Origin of the sequence: Listeria cornellensis FSL F6-0969 (assembly GCF_000525855.1) — a bacterium.
GTDB lineage: Bacteria > Bacillota > Bacilli > Lactobacillales > Listeriaceae > Listeria_A > Listeria_A cornellensis.
Genome location: NZ_AODE01000013.1, coordinates 112,274 through 134,887, shown reverse-complemented (window position 1 = coordinate 134,887; position 22,614 = coordinate 112,274). Strand labels below are relative to the sequence as shown.

The 22,614-nt window shown below is 43.9% G+C and carries 17 protein-coding genes and 9 pseudogenes; 3 read left to right on the top strand and 23 right to left on the bottom strand.

The window, feature by feature from the left end; all coding sequences use genetic code 11:
• Window positions 1–143: 143 nt before the first annotated feature.
• The 4 genes and pseudogenes from pyrR to PCORN_RS05845 all read right to left on the bottom strand — a co-directional run bounded on the left by pyrR (window position 144) and on the right by PCORN_RS05845 (window position 4,039).
• Window positions 144–687 (bottom strand): annotated as a pseudogene (gene pyrR / locus PCORN_RS05860) (bifunctional pyr operon transcriptional regulator/uracil phosphoribosyltransferase PyrR).
• Between the two features lie 624 nt (window positions 688–1,311).
• Window positions 1,312–2,214 carry an RluA family pseudouridine synthase gene (locus PCORN_RS05855; RefSeq protein WP_036078404.1) on the bottom strand — a complete coding sequence of 301 codons (903 nt, stop codon included), beginning with the start codon at window positions 2,212–2,214 and terminating at the stop codon, window positions 1,312–1,314.
• Window positions 2,211–2,678 carry a signal peptidase II gene (lspA, locus tag PCORN_RS05850; protein ID WP_036078545.1) on the bottom strand — a complete coding sequence of 156 codons (468 nt, stop codon included), beginning with the start codon at window positions 2,676–2,678 and terminating at the stop codon, window positions 2,211–2,213. The genes PCORN_RS05855 and lspA overlap by 4 nt, the downstream gene beginning before the upstream one ends.
• A 77-nt stretch (window positions 2,679–2,755) precedes the next feature.
• Window positions 2,756–4,039: an NCS2 family permease gene (locus PCORN_RS05845; RefSeq protein ID WP_036078402.1), complete on the bottom strand. Its 1,284-nt coding sequence runs from the start codon at window positions 4,037–4,039 to the stop codon at window positions 2,756–2,758.
• Window positions 4,040–4,248: 209 nt separating this feature from the next.
• On the opposite strand from PCORN_RS05845, the gene PCORN_RS20760 reads away from it, so the two are divergent.
• Window positions 4,249–4,617 carry an MATE family efflux transporter gene (locus tag PCORN_RS20760; protein WP_277620165.1) on the top strand — a complete coding sequence of 123 codons (369 nt, stop codon included), beginning with the start codon at window positions 4,249–4,251 and terminating at the stop codon, window positions 4,615–4,617.
• Between the two features lie 60 nt (window positions 4,618–4,677).
• A pseudogene (locus PCORN_RS05840) lies at window positions 4,678–5,598 on the top strand (MATE family efflux transporter); the annotation flags it as partial.
• A gap of 51 nt (window positions 5,599–5,649) precedes the next feature.
• Here PCORN_RS05840 and PCORN_RS05835 read toward each other — a convergent pair.
• From PCORN_RS05835 to nadR, 8 genes and pseudogenes are all read right to left on the bottom strand, one after another.
• Window positions 5,650–6,559: pseudogene (locus PCORN_RS05835) on the bottom strand (metal ABC transporter substrate-binding protein).
• A pseudogene (locus PCORN_RS05830) lies at window positions 6,556–7,396 on the bottom strand (metal ABC transporter permease). Before PCORN_RS05830 ends, PCORN_RS05835 begins: the two co-directional pseudogenes overlap by 4 nt.
• 45 nt (window positions 7,397–7,441) lie before the next feature.
• Window positions 7,442–8,116: pseudogene (locus PCORN_RS18255) on the bottom strand (metal ABC transporter ATP-binding protein); the annotation flags it as partial.
• A 569-nt stretch (window positions 8,117–8,685) separates the two neighbouring features.
• Window positions 8,686–9,093, bottom strand: coding sequence for a MarR family winged helix-turn-helix transcriptional regulator (locus tag PCORN_RS05820; RefSeq protein WP_036078401.1), 408 nt, complete (start codon window positions 9,091–9,093; stop codon window positions 8,686–8,688).
• A gap of 12 nt (window positions 9,094–9,105) precedes the next feature.
• Window positions 9,106–10,604 (bottom strand): annotated as a pseudogene (locus PCORN_RS05815) (lmo1851 family serine protease).
• A gap of 173 nt (window positions 10,605–10,777) precedes the next feature.
• Window positions 10,778–10,987, bottom strand: coding sequence for a heavy-metal-associated domain-containing protein (locus PCORN_RS05810; protein WP_036078399.1), 210 nt, complete (start codon window positions 10,985–10,987; stop codon window positions 10,778–10,780).
• 53 nt (window positions 10,988–11,040) lie between these two features.
• Complete coding sequence (gene pnuC, locus PCORN_RS05805) at window positions 11,041–11,742, bottom strand: nicotinamide riboside transporter PnuC (protein WP_051999283.1); 702 nt, start codon at window positions 11,740–11,742, stop codon at window positions 11,041–11,043.
• Window positions 11,708–12,982: a multifunctional transcriptional regulator/nicotinamide-nucleotide adenylyltransferase/ribosylnicotinamide kinase NadR gene (gene nadR / locus PCORN_RS05800; RefSeq protein WP_051999282.1), complete on the bottom strand. Its 1,275-nt coding sequence runs from the start codon at window positions 12,980–12,982 to the stop codon at window positions 11,708–11,710. Before nadR ends, pnuC begins: the two co-directional genes overlap by 35 nt.
• A gap of 153 nt (window positions 12,983–13,135) precedes the next feature.
• On the opposite strand from nadR, the gene PCORN_RS05795 reads away from it, so the two are divergent.
• Window positions 13,136–13,648 (top strand): YfbM family protein, encoded by a 513-nt coding sequence (locus tag PCORN_RS05795; protein ID WP_036078397.1) that lies wholly within the window; start codon window positions 13,136–13,138, stop codon window positions 13,646–13,648.
• 54 nt (window positions 13,649–13,702) lie between these two features.
• Here the strand turns inward: PCORN_RS05795 and PCORN_RS05790 are convergent, their stop codons facing one another.
• The 11 genes and pseudogenes from PCORN_RS05790 to PCORN_RS05745 all read right to left on the bottom strand — a co-directional run bounded on the left by PCORN_RS05790 (window position 13,703) and on the right by PCORN_RS05745 (window position 22,582).
• Entirely contained in the window at window positions 13,703–15,904 is a 2,202-nt protein-coding gene (locus PCORN_RS05790) for a heavy metal translocating P-type ATPase (RefSeq protein ID WP_036078395.1), read from the bottom strand.
• Between the two features lie 23 nt (window positions 15,905–15,927).
• A complete protein-coding gene (locus PCORN_RS05785) occupies window positions 15,928–16,224 on the bottom strand; it encodes a metal-sensing transcriptional repressor (protein WP_036078392.1) in 297 nt (98 codons plus the stop codon).
• A 120-nt stretch (window positions 16,225–16,344) separates the two neighbouring features.
• A complete protein-coding gene (locus PCORN_RS05780) occupies window positions 16,345–17,211 on the bottom strand; it encodes a M15 family metallopeptidase (protein WP_036078390.1) in 867 nt (288 codons plus the stop codon).
• A gap of 33 nt (window positions 17,212–17,244) precedes the next feature.
• Complete coding sequence (gene deoD, locus PCORN_RS05775) at window positions 17,245–17,946, bottom strand: purine-nucleoside phosphorylase (protein WP_036078538.1); 702 nt, start codon at window positions 17,944–17,946, stop codon at window positions 17,245–17,247.
• A gap of 39 nt (window positions 17,947–17,985) precedes the next feature.
• Window positions 17,986–18,195: pseudogene (locus PCORN_RS20755) on the bottom strand (YozE family protein); the annotation flags it as partial.
• A 12-nt stretch (window positions 18,196–18,207) separates the two neighbouring features.
• Window positions 18,208–19,113, bottom strand: a complete 906-nt coding sequence (locus PCORN_RS05770; protein WP_051999281.1) for a Gfo/Idh/MocA family protein — start codon at window positions 19,111–19,113, stop codon at window positions 18,208–18,210.
• 220 nt (window positions 19,114–19,333) lie between these two features.
• Window positions 19,334–19,772, bottom strand: a pseudogene (gene msrB / locus PCORN_RS05765) (peptide-methionine (R)-S-oxide reductase MsrB).
• A 6-nt stretch (window positions 19,773–19,778) separates the two neighbouring features.
• On the bottom strand, window positions 19,779–20,300 hold the full coding sequence (msrA, locus tag PCORN_RS05760) for a peptide-methionine (S)-S-oxide reductase MsrA (RefSeq protein ID WP_036078386.1): 522 nt from the start codon (window positions 20,298–20,300) through the stop codon (window positions 19,779–19,781).
• 17 nt (window positions 20,301–20,317) lie between these two features.
• The gene (locus PCORN_RS05755) at window positions 20,318–20,923 is read right to left on the bottom strand and encodes a YpmS family protein (RefSeq protein WP_241433088.1); all 606 of its coding nucleotides are present in this window, start codon (window positions 20,921–20,923) and stop codon (window positions 20,318–20,320) included.
• 15 nt (window positions 20,924–20,938) lie between these two features.
• Complete coding sequence (locus tag PCORN_RS05750; protein WP_241433087.1) at window positions 20,939–21,712, bottom strand: SGNH/GDSL hydrolase family protein; 774 nt, start codon at window positions 21,710–21,712, stop codon at window positions 20,939–20,941.
• A 31-nt stretch (window positions 21,713–21,743) separates the two neighbouring features.
• Window positions 21,744–22,582 (bottom strand): annotated as a pseudogene (locus PCORN_RS05745) (DegV family protein).
• Window positions 22,583–22,614 lie beyond the last annotated feature (32 nt).

The following is a 22,614-nucleotide window of genomic DNA, read 5'->3' as shown; positions in this document are numbered from 1 at the left end:
TTACTCCCTCTTTCCAACTCTAAGTCATAAAAAATACCCCTTGCCAAATTGCGACAAAGAGCAGCTATGTACTGGATTTAGGCTAGACCTATTCCCGTTCATCACCCTTTATCAGCCTCTCTGGACTGCCCATTAAAAGTGTATTATTTAATTATTGTCACAGCATCCGCCGCATGATCGACGTCCGCCAAATGTACCTCTACTCGTTCTTCACTCGAAGTCGGAATGTTTTTACCAACAAAATCCGCTCGAATTGGTAGTTCCCGGTGTCCCCGATCTGCCAAAACCGCCAGCTGAATCCCAGCCGGGCGTCCTACATCCATCAGCGCGTCCATTGCGGCACGCACCGTTCGGCCTGTATACAGCACATCATCGACCAACACAACCTTCTTCCCACTAATATCAAAAGGAACATTCGTACCATTTAGCGACGGCTCAGAAGACTCATTTTTTAAAACTCAAATCGTCTCTGTAAAGTGTGATATCCACGTCACCGACCGGAATCGTCACGTCCTCAATCTCCTTAATGCGAGCCTGCAAACGATTCGCCAGGAAAATACCTCGTGTCTTAATGCCGACAAGCGCTAAATCCTTCGTACCCTTATTACGCTCGATGATTTCATAACTCACCCTCGTAAGCGCCCGTTTTATCGCCGCCTCATCCATCACAACAACCTCTTCTGGCATTCTTTTCCCCTCCCATATCATTTAGGCAAAATAAAAACCCTCTGCCAAGAGCTCGGCAAAGGGTATACGTACAGAATCCAATTGGGTATAGAAACTCCCAAATCACGTTACCTTCTTAGCCTCTCTGGACTATGTTAAAGGACTGTTATTTAACTAGGTTCAGTTTATCGTACTATAAGGGGTTTGTCAACTAGTTTTATCGAGCAGTGTAAAAAGTCCAAATCAGCGGTTAAAAATTCGTAAAATCAATTAAAATACGACTTTGGAAATAAGCCCCTTTTCTATCAACCCCTGTGCTATAATAGCGCACGGAAGTCTTTAGGGCGGATTGACGTTTCCCCAAGAAAGGGGGCGTTGTCACATGACAGTAACGGACACCATTGCATTTTTTTGCGATGCTATTCACAGGCGGTATTTTCCTCCTTGCGCTGTTAACATTTTTCTTGCATTTAACGCAAAAAAAAATAATCCCCCTAGGCCAACAAACTTAGTGGATTATTTCTCATCATGAAACGTTGTCCGCCTTAAAGCGGATTCCGTACCGTTAGTCGAAATCTGGACTAACGGTTCTTTTTATTTCTTCTACTATACCACATTTCCCAATAATTGAACACCTCAACAACTTCATTCTCTCAGATTTTCCAAAGCTTCCTGGAAATTCGCTGGTAACGGTGCTTCAAATTTCATTCTCTCTTGTGTTGTCGGATGTGTAAATCCAAGCTCTGACGCGTGTAAAAATTGACCCTCACCTTTAATCGTGTTCTTCAAGCCATATTTCGGATCGCCAGCAAGTGGATGTCCGATATATTTCATGTGTACGCGAATCTGATGTGTCCGGCCAGTCTCTAAACGGCATTTAATCAGCGTGTAACCCTTAAATCGCTCCAACACTTCAAAATGCGTACGCGACTCTTTTCCATCATTCACGATACCCATTTTTTGGCGATCTTCTTTAGAACGACCAATTGGAGCGTCAATCGTGCCTTTTTGATGCTTGATAACGCCATGCACAAGCGCTATATACTCTCGGTCACTTGTTTTATCGTATAGCTGCTCCGCCAAAGATTCGTGCGCTTTGTCGTTTTTTGCGACCATCAGGAGACCTGATGTATCTTTGTCAATACGATGCACAATACCAGGACGAATTTTGCCGTTAATGCCGGAAAGATCGTCACAGTGAAATAGCAAGGCGTTCACTAGTGTTCCGGATGTATGACCAGCAGATGGATGTACCACCATGCCTTGAGGTTTATTCACAACAAGCACATCTTTATCTTCATAATAAATATCAAGCGGAATGTCTTCAGCTAGAATATCTAACTCTTCTGGTTCTCGAACGATATACGTGATTTCATCGCCCGTTTTACATTTGTAATTCGCTTTTGTTTTCTCGCCATTGACTAGAATTGCGTCGTCTTTTAGCAATGTCTGGATGCCCGAACGCGTCATTCCCAATAGTTCTGCGAGACCTTTGTCCAAGCGTTCGTGATTTAGTTTTTCCGGAATAATTACGATATTTTGCGTCATTTTTTCGTTCCTTTCGATTTGCGATCATCCAAGAACACGTAGACAATGAGTAAAATCACGCCTATCGTCAGACTTGCATCCGCGACGTTAAAAATTGGGAAGTAATAATTTCCCCAAATTGTTTGTACAAAGTCAACCACTTCTTGATGGAGCAGACGATCGATAAAATTCCCAATCGCGCCACCTAAAACAAGGGCTAAACTTACACCTAAAAGTTTACTATTTTTCGCGTAACGTTGCATGAAATAAATCAATACGCCGATAACAACGAGTGTAATCAGATAGAAAAACCACATCTTCCCTTCCAAAACACCCCAAGCAGCACCTGAATTGCGATGCGATGTGATGTTCAGAAAACCTGGAATGATTTCCACAACTTCCCTTAGGTCTAAATTTTGCACGACAAGCCATTTGGTGAACTGGTCAATCACGATAATAACAAGTGCAATAAGATAATAATAGATCACATGGATTCCTCTTTTCCTTGGTTTATGTAGATAACCTGGACCCAGAACGCTTTCTAGGCCCAGACTACACTGTATCACTGCACGATAAATTGTATCAAAAATAGCGCGGCAATGATATACATGAGTATCGGTGTACGCGTGCGATTTTTTGAGAATAGTCTCAAAATCGGGTATGCGATAAATCCGACTGCGATTCCGTCGGCGATACTGTACGAGAATGGGATAATAATGACGATTAATAGTGCTGCAAATGTGTCGGCCGCGTTTCCAAAGTCCATCTCTTTTATTTCTTGTAACATTGAAATCCCGATAACGATTAAAATCGGAGCAATTGCGCTGTTTGGAATAAAAGAAATATACGGCATTAATACGAGCGATCCGAAGAAAAAGATGGCAACCGTTACAGATGCCAGACCTGTCCGCGCCCCACTTGCCGACATCGAACCACTTTCTAATGCCGAAATCGTTGGGCTTGTGCCAAATAATCCTGACAAGAAAGCTGTAAAACTACTTGCTTGTAGCACGCGTGGCAATTTCTCCGTTTGGTCTAGTTGTTTCATTTGACCGTGCGTTAAGCCTACCGTTTCAAATACGAGTACCATCGTCAGCGAGAAGACACTTGTCCAGAACGCTATTTGGCTCACACCCGTGAAATCAGCCTGAAAAAGAACATCTTTCCATGGTGCCAAACTAAGTGAGTCCTTAGAAACCTCGCCGTGAACTCCGAAAAAGACACTCACAATCGTTCCAATCACAAGACTCCACAAAAAGGCTCCAGGTACTTTTCTGACTAGCAAAATCATTGTGAGTACAAGCGTAATCAGCGTGGCCAGCACAAATGGATCATGCATATCACCAAACGCTAAAATCGAATGTTCTCCGCGCGTAACGATCTGTCCTTTTTCAAGACCTAGCAACACCAAAAACAGCCCTAAACCGACCGTGATTCCCTGTTTCAACATAAGCGGAATCGTGTCGTTCAACTTTCTAGCTAATGGCGTAAATGCTAAGATCATGAATAAAAAACCACTGACAACAACGACTGCTAATGCTTGCTGCCATGACAATCCGAGCGTCTGCACGAAATTGTACGCAAACAGCGCGTTGATTCCCATTCCTGGCATCAAAATAAGCGGTGCATTTGCCCAAAAACCCATCACCAAACAACCTACGACCGAGATGGAAATCGTCGCAAGAATGGCGCCTTGATACGGTACACCCGCTTCTGCCAAAATCGAACTATTGACAACAATAATGTAGACAACGGTGAAGAAACCTATCATTCCAGCTAAAGCTTCTGTTCGAACTGATGTCCGATGCGCTTTCAATTGAAAGATTTTGTCCAAGAATTTTTGCATCATAATTCCTCTTTATTCAATTATCCCTCTCCCAACCCGTAGAGTCTCGCCCCTACCACGAACCCTTATTATAACAGACGCAAGCGAATTCGCATAGAGCTTTACTTTCTATTAGAAAAAAAAGACCTCCATGTTTCCGTGACGGCGCCCTATTTCCTATGCTATAATCGGGTGTTGAAGTGTTTAAAAAGAGAAAGGGGAGCTCCATTTTGGAACAAACATTTACGCGCAGTGAGAAATGGCGCCAATTTTTAGTTATTTTCACGCCTGTTGTTATCTCGCAATTGATGCTGTTTTCGATGGCTTTAATCGATACAATGATGTCTGGGCATTATTCCAATGAAGCACTCGCTGGAACGGCTATCGGGAACTCCTTATGGGGGCCTTTTAACGCTAGTTTATCTGGGTTATTGATGGCGGTGACACCGATTATTTCACAATTGATTGGCCGTGGGGAAGGTCATGATATTAAGCGAACCGTGAGCAATGGACTTTATATCGCGGTTGGACTCGCCGTCTTATTATTAGCGCTTAATTTTTTTATTTGTGCCTTCGATTTTGAGCGCAATGGGACTTGAACCAGCTGTTGCAGATATTGCAAAACATTTTTTTGAACGGGATTTGTTTCGGGATACCAGCCTTCTTTTTTTTATTCCGTTTTGCGGGCGTTTATTGATTCGCTTGGGCTGACGCGGGTCACGATGATGATTACGTTGATTACGGTACCAGTGAATATTTTCTTGAACTATTTATTGATTTTCGGTAATTGGGGCTTTCCTGAAATGGGTGGCGCCGGAAGTGGCTTGGCGACTGGAATTACGTACTGGGTCGTGTTGCTTGTAACGATTATTTTGATTCAAAGTCAAAAACGATTGCGCGATTATCACATTTTTTCTGGATTCGCGAAATTGGATTGGGGGAAAATACGGGAAATTATCAAACTTGGCGTGCCGAACGGTTTGACGATTCTTTTTGAAGTTAGTATTTTCTCCGCAGTGACGGTGTTTATGGGACGTTTCGGGACGGATACCATTGCAGCGCACCAATCCGCGATAAGCGTGCCGACATTGCTGTACGCCTTTCCGCTTAGCATCGCAGCCGCATTGACGATATTAGTCGGGTTCGAGACGGGAGCAAAGCGTATTGTGGACGCTAGGAAGTACCGCCATATTGGGATGATTTCTGCCATTTCTATCGGGGTTTTGAACGGTATACTGTTGCTCGTATTCCTTGACCAAATCGCCTTTCTTTATACCTCCGACCCTAAACTCGCAGACTTGATTACGCATTTCTTGATCTATGCTATTCTTTTCCAATTCGCTGATGCGCTATTGTCACCGGTTCTTGGGGCACTCCGCGGATATAAAGATGTAATGGTGACCTCGGTCGTTGCCTTTATTTCTTATTGGGTGATTGGACTGCCACTTGGATTGATTCTATCTTATACGAACCTCGGACCATTTGGATTTTGGATTGGACTCAGCGCAGGACTTTTTATTGCCGCGATTATCCTATCCATTCGAGTCCGTTTTACAGAACGAAAATTAATGCAAGCATAAAAAAGGAATGTGATGACCTCGCCGGTATAGCGATGCATCACATTCCTTTTCTCACTTTTTCAAGCCCTCATGAATCTTATCTACATTCCAACGCATCATTTCCAAGTACGAATCTCCCGTTTTTCCTTTTTTTCGCGGTAGAATCTGTGAAAAGTTTAGCTGAAATCGGCACATCTGTTTCGCTCGACACACTCTCCATGCTACGCGGATCGACACTCGTTTCCACGAATAAAACCGGTACTTTCTTCGTGCGAATCGTCTCAATAATCTGCTTCATCTGATCTGGTGTGCCTTGATTTTCCGTATTTATTTCCCATATATAAGCCGCATCCAATCCATATGCCGCGCCAAAATATTTAAACGCGCCCTCACTCGTTACCAGTGTCTTATGCTTCAAATCTGCAAATTTCGTCTTCGCTTCTTTGTCGAGTGCGCTTAACTTTGCAATATATTTCTCGGCGCGATCCTTATAATAATCCGCATTATCCGGGTCTTTTTTCACCAATGTATCCCGTGCATTTTCCACGTACTTGATACCATTTTGCAAATCCAACCAAGCATGAGGATCAGTCTCGCTTTCCTTCCCTTTCGCCGTCAAAAACTTCGGCGCCACACCTTCACTAAGCGCTATCGCCTCTTTTTGACCAGAAGAAGCCATCAATCGATCAAACCACCCATTTCCCGTCTCCAAGTTCAGCCCGTTATTAAAAACCAAATCCGCGTCCACCATTTTTTGCACATCTTTCGGCAACGGATCATACTCATGCGGGTCCGTCCCAGTTGGCACAATGCTATACAGATCAATTTTTTCGCCGCCGACCTGCTTCACAATATCGTACAAAATCGAATACGTCGTCACCACTTGCAATTTATCCGCGTCCGCCTTCTTCTCGTTCCCGCCACATGCCGCGAGTAAAAAAACGCACAACCCGATCATACCCGCTAAAACCGTTTTCTTCATTGTTTCACGCTCCTTCTTCCAAAAATAAGTCCTTGTTTCGGTGAGAATAAAAATACGATAATAAATAACGCTGTCGCTGCGAGCACGATCGATGCTCCCGATGCAAGATTGTAAATATAGCTAAAATACAGACCTATAATCGCGCTCACCGCCCCGAATCCTGCCGCCAAAAACAACATGATAGACAGTCGATTCGTCAACAAGTACGCCGTCGCAGCAGGTGTAATCAACATAGCTACAACAAGAATAATTCCCACAGTTTGTAGTGATGCAACCGTCACAAGCGTCAGCAACGTCATCAGGAAATAATGCAACGTCCGCACTTTTAAGCCATAACTTTCTGCCATCGTCGGATCAAACGAACTAACCAACAATTCCTTATAAAACAGCCCCACCAGCAAAATAACTAGCGCGCCGATCCCAAACGTCATCCACATATCACTACTCCGAACCGCCAACACATTTCCGAACAAAATATGATATAAATCAGTTGAACTCTGCGCCAGCGAAATCATAATAATCCCGAGTGCGAAAAACGAACTAAACACAATGCCAATCGCCGTATCATTTTTAATCCGACTATTTTGATTCACAAAACCGATTCCGAGTGCCGCAACAACACCAAAAGCCGTCGCCCCCAGAAAAAAAATTGATGCCTAATATATATGAAATCGCGACTCCCGGCAAGACAGCATGAGAAATCGCGTCCCCCATCAACGACATGCCTCGCAAAATAATGAAGCTACCAATCACGCCAGAAACAACGCCAACAATGACCGAAGTCAACAACGCCTTTTGCAAAAATTCATAGTGCATCAAACCTTCTAAAAATAACATCACCGAGCACCTCCCCATCCGAATCCTTGTCCGTATGTTTTTTAAAATATTCGCTTCTGTAAATGTTGCTTCTGTCTCGCCATGTGCCATTAGTTTTTGATTCAGTAGAATAACATCATCAAAATACCGCGCTACCTTGTGAAAATCATGGTGGACGACGATGATTGTTTTGCCTGCATCTCGCAATTTTTGCAATACTTCGACAATCAGTACTTCACTTGTCATATCAATTCCAACAAACGGTTCATCCAGTAGAAAAATATCCGCCTGTTGTGCAAGAGCTCTCGCAATGAATATTCGTTGCAATTGACCGCCTGAAAGTTCACCAATTTGGCGTTTTGCAAAATCTAGCATTTCCACTTGTTTTAATGCTGTGCGTGCAATTTCGCGTTCTTTTTTTCTTGGGAGTTTGATAAGTCCGAGTTTCGGATAGGTACCGATGAGAACGGTGTCCTGCACTGTGATTGGGAATGTTAAGTCCACCGTATTTCTTTGAGGAACGTAAGCGATTTTGCCACGTATAGCCTCGATAGGGAGTCCTTCCCAAGTTACCATACCTGATTCGCATGGGATTAGGTTAATTAATCCTTTTAGAAATGTTGATTTTCCTGCGCCATTTGGTCCGATGATTCCTGTCATTTTTCCTGGCGATATTTGAAGGGAGATGTTCTCCACGACACGTTTTTGACCGTATGAAATGGATAGATTTTCGACTAGCATTGGTATCACCTTGTTTCTGACAGATTATTTTAGCCGCAAACAAAAATGTTTCCTTTGCGCAACTTTATGATTAGTATAGCCTATTTTATTTGGTTTGTAAAGGCGGATTTTGACGCAAAAAAAGATGGGAACCAGGCTCTCGTTAGAAAGATTGGTTCTCATCCAGGAAACTTATTTTGTTTTTCAGAGCGTTAGTTCCATCGACGTACCTTGAAGATAACGGGGAGTCACGCCATTACTGCTCATTGCTTTTCCGTTACTTCTAACTCGGCGTTCATCTGGCGCTAACTCCTTGGTCGGGCTAGCTTTGTTATGGTTCTTGAAAAGCGTCGTTTGCTTTTTTAGAGCCTCAATATGCAGTTAAATGTAGTGAAACTGCCTTCTTTTTGGCCAGCCTCTCGAAATTTTCGTGGCCTCCGCAAAAACCAGGGGCGGGTTTTCACTGCGCCCTCCTATGTTGTGGCACTTATGAGGCATCACTTGCCGATTTAGAGCCTCAACACGAGTGCGAACAGAGTGAGCATTCGTTCCTTGCGTTCTGTCGAGGCTAAACGGGCTCTTTCAGCTTTTCAGTTTTCCGCTAACTTCTTCAGTAACTCCTGAAACTGCTCGCGTTCTTCTTCTGTAAAAACCGAGAAACGGCGGACGATCATTTCTTTTTTCTTCTGCTCAATCGAGGCTACAAAGTCTTTAGCTTCTTCGGTTAGTTCTAACACCACAATGCGGCGGTCTACTTCGGAGCGGTGTCGTGTAATGAAATTATTCGCAACTAAGGAATCTGTAATCGCTGTGATGTGACTTGCTGAGACGTCTAGCTTCTTCGATAAATCCGTCGTACGATTTACCCCGCTCGAAATGAGACTAAGCACCCGAAATTCGCCGCCTGTCAGCTTCCGATCTAAAATGCCATCTACTTCATGGCGAAAACTATTAAAAACCCGCTTCACAGATGTTTCGATTTCAAGAAAATTATCCATGTAAAGCCCTCCTTACTTCCATTGTTCTTTCACTAATTCCACTGCTTTTTTCTCCTGTGGATCATTGGCTTTGAGTTCTTTTTGGATAGCCGTAATCAAAGCATCTGTTGTGGCACCAGTCACGATACCGTCCACTTTTAACTTGCTCGCTTCTTGGAACACCTTCACACCATCTGTTGTATCCTCATCGAATAAGCCGTCCACTTTTCCAACATTATACTTAAGCGCGGCAAGCATGGTTTCAATCGTTTTCACATCGTCGCCAAAACTGCCTTCTTTATAGGTTTTAGATGCATCTGGAATAGCCATCGTCGCGTAAGCTGGTAGAGCCACCGCCACATCTGGTTTGATACCTTTTTCATGAATCCATTCGCCATCTGGTGTTAGCCATTTCGCAATCGTTAATTTCAACAACGAGCCATCGCTTAGCGGTAACGCCGTTTGTACCGTACCTTTACCAAACGATTTCGCGCCAACTAGTTTTATACCACCAGATTCACGCGCCGCCGCTGCCAAAATTTCAGAAGCACTCGCGCTACCTTCATCAATCAGCATCGTAACAGGAACTTTGACTTTATAGCCATCATGCGCACTACTATCTGCTTTAATCGTCTGTTTCGAGCCATCTTTCACTTGCTCTTGAACGATTACTTTACCGTCTGGTAGGAATAAACTTGCAATATCTACCGCTTGATCGAGTAAACCACCTGGATTACCACGCAAATCAATGACTAAGCCTTTCATTCCTTTTGATTCCATATCTTTCAATGCTTTTTCAAGTTCGCTATACGTATTTTCTGAAAAAGTGGTAATTTGAATCGTCGCAATTTTATCTGCGCCCATTTCTGCATATACAGTTTCAATCGGAATCTCATCGCGAACAATTTTCACATCAAACGGTTTATCCGTTCCAGGACGCGAAATCGTTAACGTGACGCTCGTTCCTTTTTTACCGCGAATTTTTGTCGTTGCTTCTGTGGAAGAAATGCCTTTAATCGACTTGCCATCCACTTCGATAATTTTGTCATTAGGACGTAAGCCCGCCGCTTCTGCCGGAGAATTCTTAATCGGCGATACCACCGTTATGTAGCCATCTTTCTCCTGAATCTCTACGCCAATGCCCGAAAAACTAGAAGAAATCGTATTATCAAATTCCTCTGCTTCCTTCGACGTCATAAAGGAGGAGTACGGGTCGCCAAGAGATGCTACCATCCATTGATAGCGCCTTCCATCATCTTATCTGTATTCACCTCTTTAAAATATTTATTCTGAATCTCATCGTACACATCGTAAAGCTTCGTGAATTCCTTGCGTTCAGGAATCGCCACTTTGACATGTTTGTCCCCGCCCACAGACATCACGAGCGCCGTTACTAAAGCCGTTGCAAAAACACAACCGAATAACAGCATAACAAATGGGAATATCTTCATTTTTATAAAGCCTTTTCGTGGAGTGACCTCTTGCTTCTCTTCGTTTTTCGGCTCATTTGGATTTGTCGGTCCTTGTTCCATTCCTATGTTCACCACTTTCTCACTAAAGATCCTAGTATGATATTTATAACTTTCCTTTATTCTATCAGCTTTTGCTCCGAATGGGTAGCTTTTGTTGCTTTACCTGAAAAAAAAAGACGAGCCCATCTGATCCAGCTTTACGGCCTTCCCAGTTCGACTCGTCCTCTCGCCCTTTATACAACGACCTCATAACCCGCTTCATCAACGGCTTCCGCGATAGCATCTTGTACCTTTTTCCCATCGTCATACGTCACTTCTGCCGTGCCCGCTTCGAGTGAAATCACTGCTTTTTCAACGCCCTCGACAGACTCGATAGCCTCACGAACGCGTTTCTCACAATGCTCACAGCTCATACCTTCCACTTCTACTACCAATTTAGCCATTTATTCCCACTCCTTTATTATCTTATCCACTCTATTATACCCCACCTAGGTAATTATTGCACCGCTGACACTTGCTCTTTCTTCGCCTCCGATTCATGCCATTCCAACAGCCCATAAATCGCATTAAAAAGGTAGATGGCATATTGCGTCGCGATAATCGGATTTTTCGTATAAATATTAAGCGAAATCACCAAGATATTCATGATAATCCACAAATACCAGTTAAAACTAAAACGCGCAATCATTAAAAATTGAGCCGTCACTCCTAGCGCGAAGATGAAATTATTCAGCATCAATTGATACGGATCATTCGCCACACCAAGAATCCCTGTCAAATACATATTCACAAAAGAAGCACCAATAATAAACAGAATCGCAATCCCAAAATGCCGTTCCGTCAACTTACGCGGCTCCAAAGTCGCCTCAGCATCCATGTGTTTTTTCCAAGTCACGAGTCCAAAGATATGCGTCACGAAATAGTAAATACTTGGCAATGCCGCCCCAACATTTCGCCCTAAAAAGTTCCCACTCATCTCACCAAACGTTGCCAGCATCCCAAACACATTCCCGCTATTCTTCCCTTTCGCTAGTAAAATCACACAAATCAAACCACAAATCGCGCCCACATAAGATAGTAAATAACGCCATTCAAAGTTAACCAATGGATTCGTCGCTAAAAAAGCAATGGTAACGAGCAAAACACTGATATAAGGGTATACTTTATTCCGACCTATCTTCAAAACGACTGATTTCATCTGAATTCTCCTTTTTATCGTTCAGTAATTGTTCCACGAGCTCGATACTCTCCAAATACCGCTCCTCATAGTTCCCCGACGTAATCGCCACATACGGAATATCATTCTCCTTCAGCAATTGCTCCAGCAAATCCTGAAACTCCTTGCGCTTAGCCTTACTTCCGAGATGCCGCAAACCATCGTTCACCCACGGCGTATTATTCTCCAACAAAATCACCAAATCAAAGCGCTGCGTCTCAATCATCGCCTGTACAAACGGATGCTCCCGGCCCTCGTAGGTCATGCAGAATGCTTGCGTCGTCACATAATCCGTATCAATAAATGCCACTTTATTTCCATATTTCACCGCAAAATCAATATACTGCGCTTGCCCCAACGAAATTTTATCATAATCGGAAAATTGGAGCGCCTTCTCGTTCCCGCCAAGATGCGAAAAAACGTAATCGCGTCCGTACTCCCAAGCACTCGTCGTGTTGAACGTATTTGCAAGCTTATTGACAAGCGTAGATTTCCCACTAGATTCACCGCCTAAAATCGCCACTTTCCGTACGAAAAACGGTTTCACCTCGGTTGGAATGTAGTCCCAATAATGAAACGGTTCCTGCCTAATTTGCGTCGCACTAATATTCATAAACGACCGCTCCGCATCGATGACCACCGTGTTCACATCCAGTAATTCCTGATACCGAATCGCATCCTTTGGTTCACTCGAATAAATCGCATTCGCCTGGATATGGTTATCCGTAAGCAACTTCTTCGCCCGAATCGCCCACTCATCCCAACCATCCGGATATGGCGGTATCCCATCTTCCGACAAATCATGAATCTTAATATTATCCTGATATTTAAACGTCTGCAACAACCAACGCCAGCGATCCTCCACAGTTGGCTGCTTCGTCATCGAACTCTTTTGAAAAAGCTCAAAATCACGCACATCATCATGGCAAAGAATAACATGAAGCTCATCCACTTGGCTCGCGGCTCTCTGAATTAAATAAATATGCCCTGTATGCAGCGGGTAAAATTTCCCGAACACAACACCGATATTTTTTTCACGCGGGGGGTATTCTAAATGAAGCACTTCATGCAAAGCTTGTAGTTTTTGAGCGCTCGGTTCCTTGATTTTGTTGTTGATCAGCTGACTGAGATAACCCTTCGTGACACCAATCCGATCCGCCGCTTGCTGCAATGTCAATCCGTTTTCTTTCAAAGCTAGTTTTAAATATGTATACCGTTGCATCTTTATCGCTCCTTATTTGTATTTGTTTATTATATTAAACATTTATCACAAAAAAGTCAATAGCAACTCGAAATTCTTCTAGATTTTCAGCTACTATCGCTTTGTAAATCACGTCATGCTATACTTATTTATATCATTTAAGGAGTGTTGTCCATGGGTATGATCGGAAACTATTGTAAAATCACGTCAGACCAGTTTCATTCACTAAAAAACGGTCAAATAGCTATTTCAAATTTCTTATATTCGGATAAACATGTGCTCGAGGATAACTTACTCGACATCGATAAAGCTTGGGATTGCATCCATTTCGTTTTAACCGGAAAAGGAATGGTTGATTTAGTCGAACCCGAGTTAGAAATATCACCTATGTATCAAATTGTTATGGGCGGCCAAGAAATAAGCGACGAAGATATCGGCTACGGTTCCGCTAGATATCTAACCCCCACAGAAGTAAAAGTATGCCACCAATCCATAAAAGATATAACAGAATATGATTTCAAAACCCGAGTGACCGCCGAACAATTAGTAGAGCATCAGATTTATCCCTTATCAGATCAAGTCGATGAAGATTTTATGCCTTACGCATACGAACATTTCCGAGATTTACAAGTCTTTTTCGAACAAGCCGATACGGAAGAAAAATATATGTTGCTGTATATCAATTGAGCCATACAAAAAGCACTTAGAAGTCTGAAATAGATTTCTAAGCGTTTTTTTGTATTATTTTAACTTCACACGTTTCAAACGTAACGCATTCGCCACAACCGAAACCGAACTCCCCGCCATCGCAAGCCCTGCTACCCAAGGCGCTAACAAGCCAATCGCTGCAATTGGGATTCCTGCGCAGTTATAAGCCAATGCCCAAAAAAAGTTTTGCCGGATATTTCGCATCGTTGCTCGGCTTAATTGAATCGTTTGCGGAACAAGCGTCAACTGATGACCCACAAGCGTCACGTCACCCGTTTCAATCGCGATATCCGTCCCCGTTCCGATACTAATTCCCGTATCCGCCGTCGCAAGCGCTGGTGCGTCATTGATCCCATCACCAACGAATGCCACTACATGCCCTTGTTTTTGCAACCCAGCCACGAGATCACTCTTATCATTCGGCAATTGTTCTGCATACACATCATCGATACCAAGCTCCACCGCTATGTTTTCCACAACCACACGCTGATCACCCGATGCAATCGCTGTCTTAACGCCAAGCTCCCGAAGTCTCGCAATCGCTTCCTTCGCCTCTTTTCGCGGTGTATCCAACAACCCAAACGCACCTGCAAAAGCACCACCAATACTCATCGCTACAATCGTTTGCCCCGCTTGCATCCACTGCTGCATCACATCATCCGCATCTTTCTCGATAGCCACAGATTGCGCAATAAACCGATACGATCCCAATGACACCTTCGCATCGTTCAAAACGCCAACCATCCCGTGTCCCGCTTTCGCCCGAATTTTCTCCGCACGCACCTTGTCCACATCCACATTCTCTAAATATGCCAGGACAGCTTTAGCAATCGGGTGTTCCGACTGCGCTTCCATCGCGCCAACAAATTGCTTAAAATCCACATGATTATCCAGCATATTCGTCACACGCAACTTCCCTTCCGTAAGTGTCCCCGTCTTATCAAAAATCACCGTATCCACTTTTGCCGTCCGCTCTAAATGCTCGCCACCTTTAAAAAGAATGCCACTTTCCGCACCTTTCCCAGTTCCCGACATAATCGCGGTCGGCGTCGCCAAACCAAGCGCACAAGGACACGCAATCACGAGCACCGCAATCGCCACTTGTAACGACTGATCCAGCACACCGCCTGTTGCAATCATCCAAATCACAAATGTCACAACCGCAATCGCCACCACAATCGGTACAAAAATTCCCGAAATCCGATCTGCCAAACGCTGAATTGGCGCTTTCACACCCTGCGCCTCTTCCACAAGTCGAATAATCGTCGAAAGTACCGTCTCGTCCATCCGTTTCGTTACCTGCGCCTGAAACGCCCCATCGAAGTTCATCGTCGAACCAATCACAGCGTCGCCCGCCTTCTTCTCCACAGGCACCGGCTCCCCAGAAATCATCGACTCATCCACACTCGTCTCGCCAGTCAACACAACCGCATCAATCGGCACCTTTTCACCAGGTCTCACCAAAATCACATCACCAATCGCAAGATCATCAACCGGCACTTTCCACTCCTGATTCTCCCGCAAAACAACGGCTTCCTTCGATTGAAGTTTCAGCAAACCCGCGATAGACTGTGTTGTTTTCGATGTCGCGTAACTCTCCAATAATTTTCCAAGTAATATCAACGTGATCAAAATCGCACTCGTCTCAAAGTAATAATGCGCCTCCATATTCGGATTCACCAGTTGTCTCACATACTCCACCAAACTATAAAAGTAAGCCGCCGACGTCCCGAGCGCCACGAGCACATCCATGTTCGCACTCCTACCACGAAGCGACTTATACGCCCCATCATAAAACCGCCAGCCAATATAAAACTGAATCACCGTCGCCAGAATCAGCTGAATCGTCGGACTAATCACCGCATCCACACCCATCGCAAATGCCGTATGATGCAAATACGGAATATGCGTCACCATCGTGAGTAATAACGGTAACGCCAAAATCGCAGACAAAACAAACCGACGCACCTCATGCTTAAACTGCTTTTCCAATACCGCGTCCTTCTCCTCTTTCGACATTTTCTCCGCCGCATTATACCCCGCATGCTTTACAATATCGATCAACTGTTCCGGCGTAATTTTCTCTGGATCATAATAAATCGCTGCACTCTCTGTCACCAAATTCACATTCGCCCGTTCCACACCAACCGCTTTATTGAGCGATTTCTCCACACGCGTCGAACAAGCCGCACACGTCATACCAAACACATTTAAATCCTGCCTCTTCGCTTCCATTTCAAAAATACCCCCTTACCTATTTACGTTTTGGAAAACTGCCGTATCACTTTCAACAACTCGTCCATCACTTCATCCGACTCACCATTTTGCGCTGCATTCACCACACAATGTTTCGCGTGATGCTCCAATACCTGCAACCCAACCTTCTTAAGCGCTGAATTAGCCGCCGAAATCTGCACTAAAATATCGACACAGTAACGATCTTCCTCCACCATCTGATGTATCCCACGAACCTGCCCCTCCACACGTCGCAAACGATTCAACACCTGCTTCGTATCCTCATCAGACCGCGGTACAATCGGTTTATCATGCGTCATCTCCAACACTCCTTCACTCAACTTTATATCATCATTATACCTACAGGGGGTATATAAGTCAACTTACTTGTTCCTAGGCACAAAAAAAAGAATCCCCACATCACGTGAAGATTCCCAATCTTATTTCGCCATTCCACCATCAATTTTCTTCTGCAATGCCCGCACATGCTGGAAAAATTCCTCAAGCGTCCAATCATTCTCATAAATAATTGTCGCCGCATCCTTCCCAACATAGCGATAGTGCCAAGATTCATATTGATACTGCGTCACAGCCTCCTTGCCTTTCATATACCGCAAAATAAAACCATACTTATGTGCGTTCTTCTGTAACCATTGTCCTTCAGGCGTCTCACCAAAAGCTTCCGTCAAATTAAAACCTTGGTCACGCGACGAAATATCCATCGCAAGACCCGTCTGATGTTCACTCGTTCCAGGAACAGCGACAGCTTCTTTCGCTTTTGACTCGCCCTTCGCATCAACTTCTGCACTAAAAACTTCCTGCTGACGCTGGTACGAACGGTATCCAGAAACAGCATAAAGCGTTAAATTATCTTGCTTTGCCGCCGCAAACATCGCTTCTAACTGCGTGCCCGCTTCCTTACGCATCTGCGCTTTTTCCACCTGCGCGTCGCCAAACGAGAAAGTCACATTAGGACGAACTAAATCAGGCGGTGAATAAGACGACTGCAAAGAATACTCCTTATTCGCAAGCACCAATATATTTTCAGGATTCGTAATATACTGGACGCCATCTTTTTCCACTAACTTATTCTGCTGAGCAATGTACGGATACAGTGGATCGTTTTGATAATCCTTACTGCCCGCTTCGGTTTCTTTTTCAGCTTCTTTTTCTGTTCCTACCTCTGTATCTGTTTTCGCCGTTTCTGTCTCCGCGGCTGGCTTCTCGATATCTCCCGCCAAATAATCAGCGGACGTATGAAAACCTGCCAAACTCAGCGCTATCATGAATGAAATAAAATGCATCATCTTGTTTTGTAACCTTCCTTCGTTAGATTCTCCCTACTTCAACGTAGATTCTAACGCAACCACAATCATATCGTTAAAAGTCGTTTGGCGCTCTTCCGCCGTCGTTTCTTCCCCAGTAAAAATATGATCACTCACCGTCAAAATCGCCAGTGCCTTACGCCCAAATTTCTGAGCAATCGTATAAAGCGCCGCCGCTTCCATTTCGATTCCAAGCACGCCATGATCCGCTAATTGTTGCTTATCCAACTGCTCATTATAAAAACGATCCGCCGAAAAAACATTTCCTACACGCATCGCTAAGCCTTTTTCAAGTCCCGCATCATACGCATTTTTCAACAAATCAAAATCAGCCACTGGCGCAAAATCAACGCCCGCAAACGTATTGCGATTCATTTGTGAATCCGTCGAAGCCGCCTGTGCAATCACCACATCGCGAACCTTCACGTCTTTTTGAATCGCGCCCATTGTACCAACACGAATCAAATTCTTCACATCATAACTTTGAATCAGCTCATTCACATAAATCGAAATCGACGGAATCCCCATACCAGTCCCCATCACCGATACCCGCTTACCCTTATACGTCCCCGTGTATCCAAACATATTACGAACCTCATTAAAACAAATAATATCCTCTAAAAAAGTCTCCGCAATATATTTCGCACGCAAAGGATCTCCTGGTAAAAGAATCGTTTCTGCAATCTCGCCTTGTTTCGCCTCAATATGAATACTCAATCTTAACGCCTCCCATTTTTTTTCTTCATCCAAAATATAATTACCCCATAAATCATCAAACAACGTCATACTCGGAATATACGAAGCATTAAGCTCCAAATACTCACACAACTCATAATAATCAGTAGACTGCTTCGGAAAACTATGATCTTTAAAAGCATCATTCGCAAATTTTGTCGCCGCATCACGTTTGATTGTATCGCGGTAAGTCATTAAATAGTGATAAAACGATCGTCCCAAGCTGTCCATTCCTCTCTTTTGTTAACGCGGCACATGTTGCAAAATTTCTTCACAAATCCGATGTGTTTCAAGCGCTGATTTTTTCGAAACAGGTTCCGCCTTACCTTCACGTACCGCATCCAAAAAGGACATAATAATAGGCTCGAATCCACGTTTATAAAGCGTCGTCTCCCAGTCACCAAAACGAACAACCGAATGACCCGTTCCTTCATATACATGAAGCTCCGTCACATGCTCTACTTCCCATTTCGAGTCCGGCGTAAAGATCGTCAAACGTTCCTCACTCGTGCCACTTTCCCGGTTCATAATTGCCGTTGCCGTCCGACCATTCGCCAAAAACTGCACTGTAATCGCTGATAACAAGTCCCCATTCATCGTCGGAAAAACCGTCATCTTCTCAACCGGCGCGTCCAACAAATGCAAAACCGTATCAACCACATGAATAAAATCATCAAAGATAAATACTCGAGGCTCACTTGCCTGCGCTTTTCGGTGTTTTTGCATCAAGATCATATTCGTATCCGTCTTCTCCGCTAAAGCCGCATATCTAGGCGCAAACCGACGATTAAACCCAACCATCAACATCGTATTTTTCGCCTCAGCTAACTCGATCAATTCCTTCGTCGTTTCATAATCATCCGCCACTGGCTTATCCACATAAACCGGAATACCAGCCTCCAAAAAAGCACGAACAATCTCCGGATGGCTTGCCGTCGACGTATGTACAAACGCCGCGTCCACCTGCGCACGAATCATCGAATCCACCGAATGATGCGTATTATGAAAACGATATTTCTCACTAATCGCCTTCAACTTCTGAGAATCTCGCGTAAACAAATGCACTTCCACATTATCTAAATGCGCAAACACCGGTAAATAAGCCTTCTGCGCAATCCCACCTAAACCAAGCACAGCAATTTTTTGCATTGTCATTCCTCCTCGAAAAAATACAAACTAATACCCCTACCAATTCTATCATAAGTCGGTAGAGGTATTCAATAATGAAGATGGAACATACGCTAGGTAAATCTGCGACAAGCGCTCCATTTGTGTAAAGTCAAGTATACATCCTACCCAATGTATATAGGTATGATAGTCCTCGGTTTTACTCAAGCTTGTGTCCAAACCTCATTCAAAATACGAATTATCACGCAAAAAACGGTAAATATTCGCCATATCCTTCTTCTTCAAGCGCATCTTTCGGTATGAAACGAAGCGCCGCCGAGTTAATGCAATAACGCATGCCACCAGATTCACGTGGCCCGTCCGGGAAAATATGACCTAAATGCGAATCAGCGTCCACCGACCGTACCTCCGTCCGAATCATTCCATGCGACAAATCCCGTTTTTCCAACACCTCAAGCGCATCAATCGGTTTCGTAAAACTCGGCCAACCGCACCCCGCATCATATTGATCCAGCGACGAAAACAACGGCTTTCCAGACACGATATCCACATAAATCCCCGCCTGATTATTATCCCAAAACTCATTTTTTAAACGGGCTTTCCGTACCTTTTTCCTGTGTCACTTTATACTGCAATTCGTCTAATTCTTTCAATCGTTTCGCTTTGTCCTCTTGATTCACAGCGAATCACCCTTTCCAATTGGCATCGATAAATGGGTCGCGTCCTGAATGACTGCGGTAGTTCTTATAATGATTTGGGTCCTTCTTATAAAAATCTTGATGGTACTCCTCCGCCGCATAAAACGGTCCAGCCTTCTCGATTTCCGTCACGACAGGCCGCTTAAAACGCCCGCTCGCATCCAAATCCGCCTTTGATTTCTCCGCTGTCACGCGCTGTTCATCCGATGTATAGAAAATAACAGGACGGTACGACGAGCCACGATCCACAAACTGACCACCAGCATCCGTCGGGTCCGTCTGTTGCCAATACACTTCCACTAACTTCTCATACGGAAAAACAGCCGGATCAAATGTAATCTCAACAGCCTCCGTATGCCCCGTCGTTTCACTACAAACCTCTTTATATGTCGGATTTACCGTATGCCCACCCGTATAACCAGCAACAACACTCTCAATTCCAGGCTGCGTATCAAACGGCTTAATCATACACCAAAAACAGCCACCCGCAAAAATTGCTTTTTCACTCATTACCTTACCTCCCCATCCTATTTCGTCGGTACTAACAGTGTAAACGAAATATCGTCTTTCTTCAAATCAAGCGCATCCACACGCACTCGCACGCCACCTTTTAGCTCCAGTTTATTCATATCAAGATAAATTTTCTTACGTTTTGGAGAAACCGTCACCCAATCCGGCAATTCCACCTGATTCTGCACATATTTCATCGCGACAGAAACCGGAAGCGGTAACGCCCCAATCCTCAGATCCACTTGCTGCAAAACAATCACGCCATCCTTCCGCAAAGTTGGCGTAAAATTAAGCCCAAGATCTACAGGCTGTCCCAAAAAATGAGCCTCTGCGCTAAAAACAACATCATCCGCTAGATACACATCATATTGGATACCCGCATCATTATCTTTCTGAAAGTCTTGCAAATAATGCGCAATTAAGGCATTTAAATCCGCCTTATTCGTTGATGTTGGAAATTCAACCATATCTTTCGTGCTTACCATACGCCCCGCATCTTCCGGTACGTGTGGCGAAAACCAGAAAATCGACATATAAATCCAACCAATGCTGATTACTAAAACTCCGACAAACGTCAGAAACGCCCATTTCCAGTAGTTTGTTTGCTTATCTTTTGTCCCCAACAGCCGTCACCTTCTCTACTCTATATTTCCTTTTTGAATCGATGTCACCATTTGTTTATATAAAGCATCCGCCATTTTTTGATACCCGCCATGATTTGGATGAAATAAATCATCGGAAAGGTTCGGATTGGCCTCCCCATTTTTCGTTGCAGCGCGCTCTTCCAACTGCTTATTCACCGAAATAAAATGCGTATCGTTCACTTTTGCCAACGTCTCTTTTGTTGAGGCATTCCATTCGGCAATAATATCATCAAGCACCTTCATCTCGCTAAAATAAGTCGTATACGGATTATAAATGCCAAACAAGTAAATCGGCGCATCCTGATTCAAATCGCGAATTTCATCCAAAAGTTTCGTCAAATTGGCATCAAATTTCTTATTTGCCTTCGTAAAATCGGATTCCGTCGCATCCAGTAATTTAGAACGAATGACTTTCACCACATCGTTTCCACCAATTGTAATCGAAATCGCATTGGCGTCTGTCACATCATTTTGAAAATCAGGTTGTGTATCTAAACGTTTCAATAACTGATCCACCCGATTACCACCAACACCATAATTCTCCGTCGTCACACTTCTCACATCTTCGCGCTTGGACAGTTTGGATTCAATGATGCCTACATAACCGCCATCTTTTTCCTCGTCGCCAGAACCTTCTGTTAACGAATCTCCCATCGCAACAAGATTGACTGCCACACGCGCTTCTTCACGCTTTCTCTCCTGCTCTTTTTGGATAAAATAAAAGGTAAGAATGGCCGCGAGAATGATGATAGCGATCCCCGCGAGCAATATTTTTTATTATTCAACGTCTTCACCTAACCTACTCTGTATAGTAAATCATCGCAAATGCACCGTTTCCAGCATGTGTAGAGATAACCGAATCGGCATCTAACAACAATACTTCCGGCAAGTGGAAAATTTTCTTTGGCATGTGCTCTGATTTCTTCGGCCATCTGTAATCCATTCGCATGTACCACGTTGAATTCCTTGACCTTCTTCGTTTCTGCTTTCAATACGTCTACTAAATAGTCCATCGTTTTTTTTCTTACTGCGAATCTTAGCTTCTTCGACAAGTCCGCCATCTTGTAATTTAGCAATCAACTTGATGTTTAAGAGGCTACCAATAATCCCTTGCATTCGGCCAACACGACCACCTTTAATGAGGTTTTCGAGAGTCACGACACAAATATAAAGCTTTGTTTTCGCGCGAATCGATGCTATTTTTGTCAAGATATCTTCTACGGTATTTGTTCCAGCTTGCGCCATTTTTGCGGCTTCAATCACTTGGAATGCCAAGGCACGCGCGATGTACTCGGAATCGATGACTGTTACTTTGCCATCCACCATGTCTGCAGCTTGTTGCGCCGTTAACACCGTACCACTTAGTTTCTCCGTTAAATGAATGGCTAGCACTTCACTACCATCCGCCGTTAACTCCTCAAATAAGTCCACAAAATTTCCAATTGCTGGTTGTGATGATTTTGGAAGTTGTTTCGAAGCTGCCATTTTTGCCATAAAATCAGCTGGCTCTATATCCGTCGCATTGTATGTTTTCCCATCAATTTCGACGGTTAACGGTAGAATATGAATGTTATATTTCGCCACCTCTTCAGGCGTTAATCCTGCGGTTGAATCCGTCACAATTTTTATTTTTGTCATTATTTCCACATCCAATTCTAGATTTCTTCTTT

Coding starts and splice junctions, on each gene's coding strand:
- PCORN_RS05855 (WP_036078404.1), bottom strand. CDS start 2,214: ATGACGCAAAATATCGTAATTATTCCGGAAAAACTAAATCACGAACGC.
- PCORN_RS05845 (WP_036078402.1), bottom strand. CDS start 4,039: ATGCAAAAATTCTTGGACAAAATCTTTCAATTGAAAGCGCATCGGACA.
- PCORN_RS05820 (WP_036078401.1), bottom strand. CDS start 9,093: ATGGATAATTTTCTTGAAATCGAAACATCTGTGAAGCGGGTTTTTAAT.
- PCORN_RS05810 (WP_036078399.1), bottom strand. CDS start 10,987: ATGGCTAAATTGGTAGTAGAAGTGGAAGGTATGAGCTGTGAGCATTGT.
- pnuC (WP_051999283.1), bottom strand. CDS start 11,742: ATGAAATCAGTCGTTTTGAAGATAGGTCGGAATAAAGTATACCCTTAT.
- nadR (WP_051999282.1), bottom strand. CDS start 12,982: ATGCAACGGTATACATATTTAAAACTAGCTTTGAAAGAAAACGGATTG.
- PCORN_RS05795 (WP_036078397.1), top strand. CDS start 13,136: ATGGGTATGATCGGAAACTATTGTAAAATCACGTCAGACCAGTTTCAT.
- PCORN_RS05790 (WP_036078395.1), bottom strand. CDS start 15,904: ATGGAAGCGAAGAGGCAGGATTTAAATGTGTTTGGTATGACGTGTGCG.
- PCORN_RS05785 (WP_036078392.1), bottom strand. CDS start 16,224: ATGACGCATGATAAACCGATTGTACCGCGGTCTGATGAGGATACGAAG.
- PCORN_RS05780 (WP_036078390.1), bottom strand. CDS start 17,211: ATGATGCATTTTATTTCATTCATGATAGCGCTGAGTTTGGCAGGTTTT.
- PCORN_RS05770 (WP_051999281.1), bottom strand. CDS start 19,113: ATGCAAAAAATTGCTGTGCTTGGTTTAGGTGGGATTGCGCAGAAGGCT.
- msrA (WP_036078386.1), bottom strand. CDS start 20,300: ATGAGTGAAAAAGCAATTTTTGCGGGTGGCTGTTTTTGGTGTATGATT.